The organism is Thermoanaerobacterium thermosulfurigenes (assembly GCF_051201035.1).
Classification (GTDB): Bacteria; Bacillota; Thermoanaerobacteria; order Thermoanaerobacterales; family Thermoanaerobacteraceae; genus Thermoanaerobacterium; species Thermoanaerobacterium thermosulfurigenes.
In genome coordinates, this window is the sequence record NZ_JBPODR010000014.1 from 23490 (window position 1) to 37936 (window position 14447).

Annotated in this window: 14 protein-coding genes; 2 read left to right on the plus strand and 12 right to left on the minus strand. The window is 36.9% G+C overall.

The window, feature by feature from the left end:
* Window positions 1-22: 22 nt before the first annotated feature.
* Both HNR52_RS07130 and HNR52_RS07135 read left to right on the plus strand, forming a co-directional pair.
* The gene (locus HNR52_RS07130; protein WP_435620127.1) at window positions 23-1660 is read left to right on the plus strand and encodes an NAD+ synthase; all 1638 of its coding nucleotides are present in this window, start codon (window positions 23-25) and stop codon (window positions 1658-1660) included.
* Window positions 1661-1679: 19 nt separating this feature from the next.
* Complete coding sequence (locus HNR52_RS07135; RefSeq protein WP_013788572.1) at window positions 1680-2546, plus strand: DMT family transporter; 867 nt, start codon at window positions 1680-1682, stop codon at window positions 2544-2546.
* Between the two features lie 10 nt (window positions 2547-2556).
* On the opposite strand, the gene HNR52_RS07140 is transcribed toward HNR52_RS07135, so the two are convergent.
* From HNR52_RS07140 to HNR52_RS07195, 12 genes are all read right to left on the minus strand, one after another.
* The gene (locus HNR52_RS07140; protein WP_435620128.1) at window positions 2557-4014 is read right to left on the minus strand and encodes a PepSY domain-containing protein; all 1458 of its coding nucleotides are present in this window, start codon (window positions 4012-4014) and stop codon (window positions 2557-2559) included.
* Window positions 4015-4095: 81 nt separating this feature from the next.
* Window positions 4096-4509: a F0F1 ATP synthase subunit epsilon gene (locus tag HNR52_RS07145; protein WP_435620129.1), complete on the minus strand. Its 414-nt coding sequence runs from the start codon at window positions 4507-4509 to the stop codon at window positions 4096-4098.
* 10 nt (window positions 4510-4519) lie between these two features.
* Window positions 4520-5905 (minus strand): F0F1 ATP synthase subunit beta, encoded by a 1386-nt coding sequence (atpD, locus tag HNR52_RS07150; protein WP_013788575.1) that lies wholly within the window; start codon window positions 5903-5905, stop codon window positions 4520-4522.
* 34 nt (window positions 5906-5939) lie between these two features.
* Window positions 5940-6797, minus strand: coding sequence for an ATP synthase F1 subunit gamma (atpG, locus tag HNR52_RS07155; protein WP_013788576.1), 858 nt, complete (start codon window positions 6795-6797; stop codon window positions 5940-5942).
* Window positions 6797-8317 (minus strand): F0F1 ATP synthase subunit alpha, encoded by a 1521-nt coding sequence (gene atpA, locus HNR52_RS07160; protein WP_435620130.1) that lies wholly within the window; start codon window positions 8315-8317, stop codon window positions 6797-6799. The genes atpG and atpA overlap by 1 nt, the downstream gene beginning before the upstream one ends.
* Window positions 8318-8345: 28 nt before the next feature.
* On the minus strand, window positions 8346-8879 hold the full coding sequence (locus HNR52_RS07165; protein WP_435620131.1) for a F0F1 ATP synthase subunit delta: 534 nt from the start codon (window positions 8877-8879) through the stop codon (window positions 8346-8348).
* Entirely contained in the window at window positions 8867-9355 is a 489-nt protein-coding gene (gene atpF, locus HNR52_RS07170; RefSeq protein ID WP_435620132.1) for a F0F1 ATP synthase subunit B, read from the minus strand. Before atpF ends, HNR52_RS07165 begins: the two co-directional genes overlap by 13 nt.
* Window positions 9356-9377: 22 nt before the next feature.
* The gene (gene atpE, locus HNR52_RS07175) at window positions 9378-9602 is read right to left on the minus strand and encodes an ATP synthase F0 subunit C (RefSeq protein WP_013788580.1); all 225 of its coding nucleotides are present in this window, start codon (window positions 9600-9602) and stop codon (window positions 9378-9380) included.
* An 87-nt stretch (window positions 9603-9689) separates the two neighbouring features.
* A complete protein-coding gene (locus tag HNR52_RS07180) occupies window positions 9690-10346 on the minus strand; it encodes a F0F1 ATP synthase subunit A (RefSeq protein ID WP_013788581.1) in 657 nt (218 codons plus the stop codon).
* Window positions 10347-10590: 244 nt separating this feature from the next.
* Entirely contained in the window at window positions 10591-11193 is a 603-nt protein-coding gene (gene yihA, locus HNR52_RS07185; RefSeq protein WP_435620133.1) for a ribosome biogenesis GTP-binding protein YihA/YsxC, read from the minus strand.
* Window positions 11190-13514, minus strand: coding sequence for an endopeptidase La (lon, locus tag HNR52_RS07190; RefSeq protein WP_013788583.1), 2325 nt, complete (start codon window positions 13512-13514; stop codon window positions 11190-11192). The genes yihA and lon overlap by 4 nt, the downstream gene beginning before the upstream one ends.
* A 70-nt stretch (window positions 13515-13584) precedes the next feature.
* Window positions 13585-14445, minus strand: a complete 861-nt coding sequence (locus HNR52_RS07195; protein WP_435620134.1) for a sigma 54-interacting transcriptional regulator — start codon at window positions 14443-14445, stop codon at window positions 13585-13587.
* Window positions 14446-14447: the final 2 nt, after the last annotated feature.

A 14447-nucleotide genomic window follows, 5' to 3' on the forward strand; every position in this document is an offset into this window, starting at 1 on the left:
AAATAATTCGAGGTGATACTATATGAAGATAGCATTGGCACAATTGAATCCAACCGTTGGAGATATAAAAAACAATTGCGAAAAGATAATCATGAATATAAAAGAGGCTAAAAAAGCCCAGATGGATCTCATCGTCTTTCCCGAATTGTCTATAATCGGATATCCTCCAAAGGACCTGCTATACAACCCTGATTTTTTAGAAACTGCAGATAGAATGCTTAATGATATTCTCTTACCTGAGACAGAAGGCATCGGTGTCATTGTAGGAACCGTTACAAGAGATGAAGAAAAAGACTACTTGCTTCACAACTCAGCACTTCTCCTTTACAACGGCAAAATTGTAGGACAAGCAGATAAAACCCTTTTGCCAAATTACGATGTATTTGACGAGCAAAGGTATTTTGAACCAGCTAAAAAGCGCGCTTGCATAGATTTTAAAGGAGTGCGGCTTGCAGTTAATATATGTGAAGACATCTGGAACGACAAGGATTTCTGGGAGAGACCAAGGTACGATATTGACGTATTAGAAGAACAGTACAGCTTAAATCCAGACATTTTTATAAATATTTCTGCATCACCATACAATCTTGGAAAGCATGAATTAAAAGTCAAAATGGTAAAGCAAATATCAAAAAAATACAAGCTGCCTCTTATATACGTAAATCAAGTAGGCGGCAATGACGAGCTGATTTTTGATGGAAACAGCTTCGTAATAAATTCAAATGGCGAAAGAGTGGTAAATCTTAAGGCTTTTTGCGAAGATCTCGCTTTTATCGATACTGATGAGCTTGAATATCTTGCGTCCCTTAAAGACATAAATGAAAACATATCGTGGGTTCACGATGCGCTGATTTTAGGGCTTAGAGATTATTTTAGAAAGACCGGCTTTAAAAAGGCAGTGGTAGGCTTAAGCGGCGGGATTGACTCTGCTGTCACATGCGCCCTTGCAGTAAAAGCATTAGGGCGTGAGAATGTACTTGGTGTATCTATGCCGTCTCGTTATTCCTCAGAAGGTAGCAAAGACGATGCAAGAGACCTGGCACAAAATCTCAATATTGAGTATAGGGTAATACCTATTGAAGATGTCTTTAAAAGCTATATATCTATTTTTAATAAAGATGGCAATATTGTAGGTGACCTTGCAGAAGAAAATCTGCAAGCCAGAATAAGAGGCAATTATCTCATGTTCATATCAAATAGAGAAGGTCACATGGTCCTGACAACAGGAAACAAATCAGAAATAGCTGTAGGATACTGCACACTGTATGGTGACATGAGCGGTGGACTTGCTGTAATATCTGATGTTCCAAAGACAATGGTGTATGAGCTTGCAAAATATATAAATAGAGAAAATATCATCATTCCAATATCCACTATAGAAAAGGCTCCATCAGCCGAACTTAGGCCAAATCAAAAAGACACAGATTCTCTGCCACCGTACGAGATACTGGATGATATATTAAAGCTGTACATAGAAGAAGATAAATCGATAAGTGAGATCGTATCAAGAGGCTATGATGAAGCATTGGTAAAAGATGTGATAAGAAAGGTAAATAGCGCCGAATACAAGAGAAAGCAAGCAGCACCAGGTCTCAAAGTCACCACAAAAGCATTTGGCGTAGGAAGGCGAATGCCAATTGCACAACGTTTCAGACCATGATTTAAGGGAGGCTTAAATATTGTCTAAAAAATTAAAAAGCGATATAATGCTACTTTTAGTAACTGTCATCTGGGGGTCTACATTTGTCGTAGTAAAAAACGCTACAAGCATATTGCCAGTTTATAATTTTTTATTTTTAAGATTTTCCATAGCACTTATCATTCTTGTCATTATGTTTGGCAAGAGGCTGCTTCATATTGATAAAAATACATTTGCAGTCTCTATCATTGTAGGTATAATGCTTTTTTTGGGCTATGCATTTCAGACACTTGGCTTAAAATACACGACTGCTTCAAAGTCTGGCTTTATTACTGGATTTAATGTGGTGCTTGTGCCTATATTGGAAGCATTTTTCTTAAAAGCTAAATTGTCAAAGACATCATGGTTAAGCGTATTATTAGCACTTGGCGGGTTATTTCTCATGACAGCTAATATTGACTTGAAAATTAACTTTGGAGACTTTCTCACCCTCCTTTGTGCCGTATCTTTTGCGTTTCAGGTAGTCTTGATAGCAAAATACGCGCCATCAGTTGATACAATATCATTTGCAATAATTCAGATATTCGTCGTAACACTATTAAGCGGAATTCTTTCATTTGTATATGAGAAACCTACAATACCAACTGATAAAACCGTTTGGTTTGCCCTAATATTGACAGGTATATTTGCAACGGCGTTTGCATTGGCAGTTCAAAATACGATGCAGGCAAATACATCAGCCACGCATGCTGCCATCATATTCTCTTTAGAACCAGTTTTTTCAGCCATAACTGCTTATTTAGTATCTGGAGAAATCATGACATTGCGATCCATCATAGGAGGATTTCTCATGATAACAAGCATGATTCTATCTGAAATGCCGTCTAAAGATAATTTAAGGGCTTAAAAAGCCCTTTTTAATATGGTTTTATTATTTCACCTGACTTTGCATCTATTAAGCTTGATTCAACAGGGTCGTCCACTGTATAAACCGGTATTATGCCATTTGCAGTTTTGTAGTATTTCAGTGAAAAATTGCATGCTTTTAAGTATTTAATTGTAACTTCATCTTGTTTCATAATGTTGACAGGCTTTGGATAAGGTATATCGTAGTTTTTGTAAGTATATGCAGATATATTTCCATCTCCATCAACATCCACATTTACGCCATTGTTTATGAAAGGTATGTTGTAATGTTTTAATGGAAAGACAAAGTGGTACCCATAGACACTTTCATTTTTCTGATTTGCATTGTTAAATCCAAAATCAATGTACGGTAATAGCTCTTTAAAATTTTCTCTTACAAATGATTCCGCTTTATTGAGAGCTGTTTCCCGGGAAATTGATAAATTGAAACCGCTTTTAGTGCTTTTTAAAATATCAACTACATTTCCGGTATCTGCATTTACAGCAACGTGCAAATATCCTATTCCATTTAGTTTATTCCATGAGAATGTCCATACTTTTAAATTAAGCCCACCATATTTTTCAATGTAAGCTGTATCTTTTAATTCATAATTGCTTCCTGCATATTTTGCAGCTATTTTTAAGGCTTTCTCTTTGTCTACAGGTACTTTGCTTAATACAGGCTCCACATCCATTTTAATATTTACATTGCTTGGAGCACTTAGCTTTACTGCGTTTCCATTTACGTCTATTATATTACCTGTATACGCATTTATCATATATTGAGGCGATGGTGAAACATATACAAGTTTTACATCGCCTTTATTTCTACTGTAAATTACCGTATAAACCAATCTAGGTTTTAGATATTCTTTAAAAAGCTTTGTAGCCTCATTTATATCGATCACGTTTTTCAGTGTAGGCAAGTCCCCACCTGTCCAATCATATGTGTAATGAGTGACTAAACCTGTTTTTTTATCTACAGAAACATTTATTGTATCGTACAGAAACACGATACCATTTTCTTCTCTTCTCCATTTAAAGCCGTATTCATTGTAGCTATCATTTTTGTAATTTGCATCGTACTTGTACTTGCCTAAATTCTTAGGTCGCACTTTATCTAAAAATTCTTCTGCTATCTTTTTAGCATCGTTTCGCTTTATATTCTTGTTGCCTTTAAAATCGCTTATAAAATTGTACCTTATTATTTCACCTGTCGTAGCGTCTACAGTGACAGTGGTATTCTCAAAAACGTCATTTTTTGTGTAGCTTAAGATCCATACAGAGTCTTTATTTGTAAATTCTCTGTATTGAATATTCTCACTGTCGTATTTTATGTCTCCTAATTTTTCTTTCACTATAGATATGGCTTCTTCTTTTGAAATAACAGTTGAATTTTCGGTGGCATAAACATTAAATATTCCTGTCAAAATTATGAATGCAAATACAGAAGCTATTAATTTTTTCATATAAAAACACCTCCACTATTTTCTCCTATTTAGATTTTGGTCTAAATAGGATGTTTTTATACACAATGGTGGAGGTAAATTTTATATATTTTTGTATTTTTTTGCAATCGTCATTCTAACAAGGGCACGCCTCAATGCTGCCTTAGCGAGAAAATATTCTTTCTGGCTTTTCTTTTGCCTTAGCCTTTCTTCAGCTCTCTCTTTAGCTGCTTCAGCCCTTTTTATGTCTATCTCTTCAGGCCATTCTGCAGCATTAGCCAGTATTACGACATTGTCCTGCTTTACTTCCATAAATCCATGTGAAATGCTGGCTTCTCTCCATTCGTTGTCGTTTTTTATCTTAAGCGTGCCAATTCCCAATGCGACAGTCATCGGAATATGACCTTTTTGGACTCCCACTTCACCAGCACTTGTAGTAACAATGATTTCCTCCACATCGCCATCGTAGAATTTGCGATATGGAGTCAATACTTCGAGGTGATACTTGTTGTCCATGTTATGCACCTCACTTCATTTCTTCGGCCTTTTTGTACACTTCGTCGATGTTTCCTACCATGAAAAATGCTGCTTCAGGTATGTCGTCCATTTCACCGTTGACAATCTTCTTAAATCCCTCTATTGTCTCCTTCAATGGCACATATTTGCCTGGTATTCCCGTGAATGTTTCGGCAACGAAGAAAGGCTGTGACAAAAATCTCTGTATCTTCCTTGCTCTGTACACTGTAAGCTTGTCTTCATCTGACAATTCATCCATGCCAAGTATTGCTATTATATCTTGAAGCTCTTTGTACTTCTGAAGTATTTCCTGAACGCGTCTTGCAACAGTGTAATGTTCCTCACCAACTATATTTGGTTCCAATATTCTTGACGTAGAATCTAATGGATCCACTGCTGGATATATACCCATCTCAACGATACTTCTTGACAAAACCGTAGTTGCATCAAGATGTGTAAATGTAGTTGCAGGTGCAGGGTCTGTCAAATCGTCTGCAGGCACATAAACAGCTTGTACAGATGTTATTGATCCGCTTCTTGTGGAAGTTATCCTTTCTTGGAGTGCTCCCAACTCTGTCGCAAGTGTAGGCTGATAACCGACGGCAGACGGCATTCTTCCAAGAAGTGCAGATACCTCTGAACCTGCTTGAACAAACCTGAAAATATTGTCGATGAACAAAAGCACATCCTGATGCTTTTCATCCCTAAAATATTCAGCCATAGTAAGTCCTGTAAGAGCAACTCTCATTCTGGCTCCTGGTGGCTCATTCATCTGTCCAAAGACAAATGCTGTCTTGTCTATGACGCCAGATTCTTTCATTTCGTGCCACAAATCGTTACCTTCACGAGTTCTTTCACCAACACCTGTAAAAATGGAATATCCACCATGCTCTGTCGCTATATTTCTTATAAGCTCTTCAATTAAAACTGTCTTGCCAACGCCAGCTCCTCCAAATAAACCTATCTTACCGCCTTTTGCATATGGTGTAAGAAGATCTATGACTTTTATGCCAGTCTCTAAGATTTCTGTGACTGGGCTTTGCTCTTCGAAACTGGGGGCATCTCTGTGTATAGGCATGTACTTGTCTGCTTTTACTTCGCCAAGTTCGTCCATCGTCTTGCCTAACACATTAAACATCCTGCCAAGCGTACCTTCGCCCACCGGTACAGAAATTGGCCCGCCTGTATCAAAACATTCCATCCCTCTCTTTAGTCCATCTGTAGACGACATCGCAACACACCTTACAGTGTTGTCGCCTGTATGCTGAGATACTTCTACAATTATCTCATCACCTTTAAATGGGATTCTTATGGCATTGTTGATTGGCGGCAATTCTTCGTCGAAACGTATATCAACAACCGGTCCTATTACCTGTGTTATATAACCCTTATTCATATTAGCCTCCATTCAATTTAAAAATTTTTAAAGCCTAAACGGATGAACCTCCGATTATCTCAGAAAGCTCTTGCGTTATAGAAGCCTGCCTCAATCTATTGTACTCTAATGTGTACTTCGCAATCATCTTGTCAGCATTTGATGTAGCTCCATCCATCGCAACCATCCGCGAAAAGTGTTCTGATGCAAAAGCATTTACCAAAAAGCTATACACCAGACCTTTGATGTACTCAGGAACCAAAAGGTTAAAAACCTTTGTCGGCGATGGATCGTATATCATATCGCTTAGAATTTTGACATCTTTATCGCTGTTGAAATTCTTTATATCTAAAGGCAAGATTTTTACTGTTTTTACAATCTGCCTTAGACCAGCCATCTCAGTGTAAACAACGTAAATATCGTCTATTATTCCTCTGTCGTATATATCAACTAATAAATCAGATATCTCACCTGCTGCTGATGTGGTAGGATTTTGAGCTGTGTATAAAAATTCCACATCCACATTGTAACCTTTCTCAAGAAAATAGCTTCGGCCAACTTCGCCAATGACCATCAGATTCTGCGTATCACCATCTATGACTTCTTCTGCTTTTTTTATGACATTGTGGTTGTATCCACCGCACAATCCTTTGTCACCAGTTATGACAATTACTGCCTTTTTCCTTGTGCCTTTTGCTTCATGCTGTCTTTCAAAATAATGTGAAGTTGCTTCACCGCTATGAATAAGTATATCTTCCATAGTTGATTGTATCTTTTCATAGTAAGGTCTCACGTTATCCAGCATCGTTTTTGCTTTTCTAAACTTTGCAGCTGATATGAGATTCATAGCTTTTGTGATTTTGCGGGTCTCTTTTACGCTTTTTATCCTAAGCTGAATGTCTCGCTTTCCCATTATGCATCACCTTTCGATGCGTATTTGCTCTTGTACTCCTCAATAGCCGCCTTCAACTTTTCAATCGTATCATCTTCTAATTTTCCTGTCTCCCGTATAGTTTTCTTTATATCAGGATGATTTATGTCAATAAACTCCAACAAATCTTTTATGAACTTCTTAACATCTTGAAGCTCCACATCCATAAGGTACTTATTCATTACTGTGTATATCATTATAACCTGATCTTCCATTGAAATAGGCTGATACCTTGGCTGCTTTGTTATCTCAACAATTCTCTCACCTTGTCTTAACAAATCAAGGGTAGATTTGTCCAGATCAGATCCAAACTGTGCAAAGACCTCTAACTCCCTGTACTGCGACAGTTCCAATCTCATTCTTCCAGATACTTTTTTCATGGCTTTTTTCTGAGCAGCACCACCGACACGTGATACCGAAAGACCCACATTTATGGCAGGCCTTATACCTGAATAGAAAAGCTCTGACTCAAGATAAATCTGACCATCTGTTATTGATATGACGTTTGTAGGAATGTAAGCTGAAATATCGCCTGCAAGTGTTTCTATTATCGGCAATGCCGTAATCGAGCCGCCACCCATGTCGTCGGATAGCTTAGCCGAACGTTCCAAAAGCCTTGAATGGAGGTAAAATACATCTCCAGGATATGCCTCTCTTCCTGGTGGCCTTCTCAAAAGAAGCGAAATCGTCCTATATGCCACAGCATGTTTTGATAGGTCGTCGTAGACTATGAGGACGTCTTTTTTGTCGTACATAAAGTGTTCTGCCATCGCACAGCCTGCATATGGTGCCAAATATTGAAGCGCTGCTGAATCACTGGCAGTAGATGCTACTACTGTCGTATATGACATAGCCCCAAACTTTTCTAATGTATTTACAAGTCCAGCAATAGTCGAAGCTTTTTGTCCAATTGCAACGTATATACAGTAGACATCTTTATCCTTTTGATTTATTATAGTATCTACCGCTATAGCAGTCTTTCCTGTCTGCCTATCTCCTATTATGAGTTCCCTCTGACCTCTGCCTATCGGAATCATAGCGTCAATTGCCAAGATACCTGTCTGCAACGGTGTATCGACAGACTTTCTCTTTATTATAGGTGGTGCTGGATACTCCACAGGCCTTGTGCCATCACTTTTTACAGGGCCTTTCCCATCCAAAGGCTGACCTAATGGATTTACGACTCTGCCTAAAAGGCCATATCCAACAGGTACTTCCACAACTTTTCCTGTTCTTTTTACTATTGTACCTTCTTTGATAGATTCAGGATCCCCTAAGACAATTACACCTACGCTATCTTCTTCAAGGTTCATCACCATGCCGTATACGCCACTCTCAAACTCTACCATTTCGCCGTATATGGCTTCATCAAGACCGTATATCTTCGCTATGCCATCTCCGGCTGTTATAACGCGTCCTACGTCCTCTGTTTTAATGGCAAAATCAAAATTCTTTATTTTGTCTTCCAGAATTGATGTGATTTCTTCAGGTTTTATATCCATATATTCACCTTCTATTTTTAAAGTCTTTTCAGCTTGCACTTACTAGATTTTTAAGCATAGTTTCAAGTTTTCCTTTTATAGAGCCATCAATAACTTTATTTCCTATTAAAATCTTCAATCCACCCAGTATAGACTCATCAACTGTAGGATTCAAATTGACTGTTTTTTTGAAATTCGACTCCAATCTGCTCTTAATAGCGTCAAGTGTCTTTGAGTCCAGTGGGTGTGCAGAGATTAATGTGGCATTTATGATGCCTTTGTAATCTAAATACAATTTCTCATATTCATTAAAAATCTCCTGAAAGATGTGTTCCCTGTGTTTTGATATGATCAATTTTATGAAATTTATGACTTCTTTATCATAACCATTTAAGATGTCATCTATCAAGCGCATCTTTTGCTTGATATAGATACCTCTTGTTGTAATAATTCTATATATTTGCTTATCTTTCAACATTTCAGATATACTTTTAAGCTCACTGTAGTATTTTTCTATGCTGTCATTTTCTATTGCTGCGTTAAAAAGAGCACGTGCATATTTTTTTGCTATTACTTGTTCCAAGATGCACCTGCCTCCTTAACCACATCATTGATGATCTTATCATCATCGATGTTGATATTGCCAATAGCCTTTGATGCAGCCTCTATTATAAGGTGCGACAAGCTAACTCTAAGATCGTGCATCGCTTTTATCTTCTCCGTCTCAGCTTCTTCTTTTGCCCTATCTATTATGGCTTTTGCTTCTATGTTAGCCTCTTCTATGATCTTTTCCGCCTTTTCTTTTGCATACTTTTCTGCTCTGTCGATGATAGCCTTCCCTTCATCATCTGCTTTTTTCAATATTTCTTCGTATTGTGCTTTTAATTCGTTAGCTTCATGAACCTTTCTATCTGCTTCATCCAGAGAATTCTTTATCCTCTGTGACCTTTCTTCCATGAATTGTGTAACTGGTTTAAACAAAAACTTTCTCAATATCAAATACAAGACGACAAGATTTATAATGGTGAAAATAAAAGTATACGGATTTATAAGGCTCAATTTATTACCTTCTTTCGTATCATTATGGTTTCATGAAGAATATTATCAAAAAGGCAACTAAAAGACCGTAAATGGCTGTTGCTTCAGACAAAGCACCTCCAAGGAGTAAAAACTGCATTACACTGCCTCTGGATTCTGGCTGCCTTGATACAGCTTCAACCGCCTTTCCTGTAGCAATACCTATACCTATTCCTGCTCCAATACCTGAAATTGCAGCTATTCCTGCTCCTATAGCCAATAAATTCATTTTCATCTCTCCTTTTAATTAATTTAATTATATTTTTTGTTAAAATTTTAAATCATCAGCTAAATCGCTTCAAATTAAATTATATTACTATTCAACTGCTTCTTCAATATAAAGCATAGTCAAAAATACAAACACCACCATCTGTAGTGCACCATCGAATAAGTCAAAGTATATGCTGAATATGGCTGGTACGACTATTGGTACTACTTTGCTTATTAAACCCATGATTATAAAGGCTGCTATGATGTTGCCAAATAACCTGGCTGCAAGTGACAGTGGTCTTGTGAACATATCAAGAATTTTCATAGGGAAAAAGAATGGCATCGGTTCAAAAAATGATTTTGCATAGCCTTTCAAGCCTTTGGCCTTAATCGACGCGATTATGACAACTATGATAGACATGATTGCCAAGGCTGAGGTTGCGCTTAAGTCTTTTGTAGGAGGTGTCAAACCAAATAAATCGATAGTGTTTGCAAGTATCAGATACAAGGCAACAGTCCCTAAGTACGGCGCAAATGATGCCCAGTACTCTCCTAATGCATCTTTTGTGAAAGAGTTTAAGCCATCTATGATAGTCTCAACAAAATTCTGCACGCCAGTAGGAACTTGATTCCAACCTCTGGTGACTATGAGAGAAGCTATCGTCAATATGGCCATTATTATCCATGTAACTACGACTGTAGTTGTGACAGGAATGCCTCCAAGTATGGGAATTGTAAACACTACCGATTGTCCTATTTCCACTTATATCACCCCTTTCGCTCATTGATAAATACAATTATAATACTTCATGATGTAAATTTCAAATCCTTTTTTCATGCAATAATTTAGCATGAATTTTTTCTCTTTATCATTATTCGCTTATTTACTTATATATGCTTAATCAAAACAAAAATTCCGGCTTTTCCACCTCATCCATTATATCGTCAATCATTTTATATACTTTAATATTTATTGTTATTAAAATCAATAATTTTATTAAAAAATTTTACTCAATTGTCGTACCATTGGCTTCAACAATTGAATCTAAGTAGGTGTAGACATCATCTACACCTGCCTTTTTTAGTGAAGAAAATGGTATGATCTTCTCCTTATCAACCGAAAGCGTCTCAGATATGACTTTCAAAGACATCTGCATCTCATATCTTTTCAACTTGTCTGACTTTGTAGCAACTACTTGAAAATTTATATTTCTATTTTTTAAGTAGTTAACCATTAAGACATCGTCATCTGTAGGTTTATGCCTTATATCAACCAACATTATAGCACCTACCAAGTATGCTGATGTATTTAAGTACGTTTCAATGTTTATAGACCACTGCTTCTTAAGCTCTTTTGATACTTCTGCATAGCCATAGCCAGGAAGATCAACTAAGTAGAAAGTATTGTTAACAATGTAGAAATTAATACCTTGTGTCTTTCCAGGTTTTTGACTTACCCTTGCAAAATTGTTTCTATTTACTATTGCATTTATAAAAGATGACTTTCCTACATTGGACCTGCCTATTACTGCAATTTGCTTAAGTCCATCATTTGGATACTGCGTCTTGTTGTATGCTGAAACCTTAAGTTCGATAGACTTTACCTTCATATTTGTTCATCACCTACTAACGACAATTTTAAAACTTCGTCTATGTTTGATACAAATTTAAATTCCATTTTCTTCTTGACGCTTTGTGGTATCTCATCTAAATCCCTTTTGTTGCCTTCAGGTGCAATTACTTTAAAAATGCCTGCTCTATGCGCCGCCAACACTTTTTCCTTTAAGCCACCTATCGGCAAAACCTTACCAGTAAGAGTTATCTCACCTGTCATGGCAATATCGCCTTTTACAGGAACTTTCTTTATTGCAGATACCATAGCAGTTACCATTGTTATACCTGCTGATGGACCATCTTTCGGTATCGCACCTTCAGGCACATGTATGTGAATGTCTAAATTTTTGTAAAAATCGCTATCTATCCCCAAAGCATCTGCATTCGATCTTATGTAGCTAAAACCTGCTTGTGCTGATTCTTTCATCACGTCTCCCAACTGACCTGTCAATGTAAGTTTCCCGCTTCCAGGCATCGTGGTCGCTTCAACTGTAAGTGTGTCACCGCCAACTCTCGTCCACGCAAGTCCTGTCACCATGCCTACTTTATCTTTTAGATTGGCCTTATCTACCCTGTATATTGGCTTTCCAAGGTACTTTTGCAGGTTTTTCTTGCCTACTTTTATAGACTTTTCTTTATTTTCTACTATAGCTTTTATGGATTTTCGCACGACTTTTGCAATGTTTTGCTCAAGCGACCTTACACCAGCTTCTCTGGTGTACTCAGATATTATACCTACGATTGCCGAATCTTGTATCTTTATGATGTCTTCATTAGCACCGTGCTCTTTTAAAATTTTTGGAATCAAATACTCTTTAGCTATGTTCAACTTTTCTTCTTCAGTATATCCAGAAATGTATATGACTTCCATTCTATCTAAAAGCGGAGCCGGTATCGTATCAAGTGTATTTGCTGTTGTTACAAATAACACTTTCGACAGATCGAATGGCAAATCTATGTAATGATCTCTGTACGTAGAATTTTGCTCTGGATCCAAGACTTCCAGCATGGCCGATGCCGGGTCACCTCTAAAATCAGAGCTCATTTTATCGATCTCATCAAGAAGAAACACCGGATTCTTTGAACCAGCGATTTTCAAAGAATTTATTATGCCACCTGGTATGGCGCCGACATACGTCCTTCTGTGACCTCTTATCTCGGCTTCATCTCTTACTCCACCCAATGACAGCCGCACAAATTTTCTGTTCATGGCTCTTGCAATTGACTTTCCTAAAGAAGTCTTACCTACTCCTGGAGGCCCTACAAGGCACAAAATAGGGCTTTTCATCTTCTCGTGGAAACTTCTCACGGCCAAAAACTCTAATATTCTCTCTTTGACTTTTTTTAATCCATAGTGATCTTCATTTAATATTTTCTCAGCTCTTTTTATATCAAGCACATCTTTCGTTTCTTCATTCCACGGAAGGTCCAAAAGCCAATCGATGTACGTCCTTATGACAGAAGCCTCTTGATAGCCTGGCCCCATCCTGCTTAACCTTCTTAATTCTTCTCTCGCTTTTTCTTTTACATAATCAGGCAAATCCTTTGATTCGATTTTTTCTTCATACTCGTCTATTTCTTGATCAATCTCGTCAGCTTCACCAAGTTCTGCCCTTATTGCCTTTAATTGTTCTCTTAAATAGTATTCTCTTTGACTTTTGTCTATCTGCTTGTGAACCCGCATGTTTATCTTTTTCTCAATTTCAAGTATATCAAGCTCTTTTAAGATAAATCCTAATAATTTTTCCAACCTTTCTCTCGGATCAAAGCACTCTAAAAGCTCTTGATTCTTGTCTTGATTTAAGCTTAAATGTTCTGCTATTACGTCAGCTAACCGCCCAGGTTCTTCAATCGTTACAACATTATAAATGCTGTCCAAAGGTATTTTTGATGAAATGCTTATATATTCTTCAAAAGCCGATGTTACACTTCTCATCAATGCTTCTAATTCGCTGTCTTTCTCCACCTCCGAATCTATCTTCTCTAAAACTTCCACTTCATAAAAACTTTCGTCGCTAATAAGATTTTTTAACTCTGCTCTGGAGATGCCCTCAACTAAAACTCTTACGACTTCTCCTGGAAGTCTAAGCATCTGTTTTACTTTTGTTATTGTGCCTACTCTATATATATCATCTATTGAAGGTTCGTCTATATCAGCTTGTTTTTGCGTAACCAAAAAGACGAGTTGGTTTCTAAGCATTGCTTCTTCAATAGCTTTAACGGATTTTCCCCTTCCTACATCAAAGTGCATGACCATGTACGGGAACACTGTTATGCCTCTTAGTGGAACCATCGGTAATATGTATTTCTTGTCCATAAAGTCACCTCTTTTGCCTATTTGCCTTATGATAAATATATTATACATTAAAACATTCTAATCTCAAAAGTTAAAAGATCACACTTTTCAAATCATCTGCAGTTATCTCATCTCTCCCATGCTTTAGCGCTTTAATAGCCAGATGTTGAAGCATACCTATAGCATCTTCTCCATTTTTTGCAGCATCAGCAATTTTTATACACACTTCATCATCAACATAAAACATTCCCTTGTTGGCAGAATTTTTGATTATATCTGCCAATACTCTTTTATCGTATTCCTTAAATTGAATGATTTCGCATAAATCTAGCAATTCATCTGGTAAAAGTGCAGAATCATCTACATTAACAGCAAGACGAAAATCTGCCGGAAATCCTTCTTTTAAAAAGCGTTTCACATGATCTGAAACATTTAAAATCAATCTGTCTTCATAGTACACTTTTTTCGATTTCATCACATCTAAAAGCTTTAAAATATTGTTTGATGTCAAGTTTTCTAAATTATCAATGTAGAGAATCCCATTATTCGCCCTTGTGACAAGCCCTATTTTTATTTTTTTTATCTTACGGGAGCCAAAATCTATTTCAAATACATATCCAAACAATGAATCGCGAATAAAATCATCATTGTACTTTTTATCAGGGTAGTATTCAACGAACTCTCCGCTTTTAAAGAAGCTTTCTTCACTACTTTTAATCTCTTTAAAGCACGTTCTTAAAATATCTCTTTTCCACGTACCACCTGGACCAGTTAATATCATGCTTTTAGGATTTTGGCTCCGCAAATTATTTAATATTTTTAGTACAGCTTCATCTTGTCCTAAAATATCATCAACTTTTTGCACTCTGCACTTTTCTTTAAGAGGTTCATCAAGATGCATTTGAATGAATTTTTGCCTCTCTTCATATGTCATTTCAATATTTTGTGTCATAA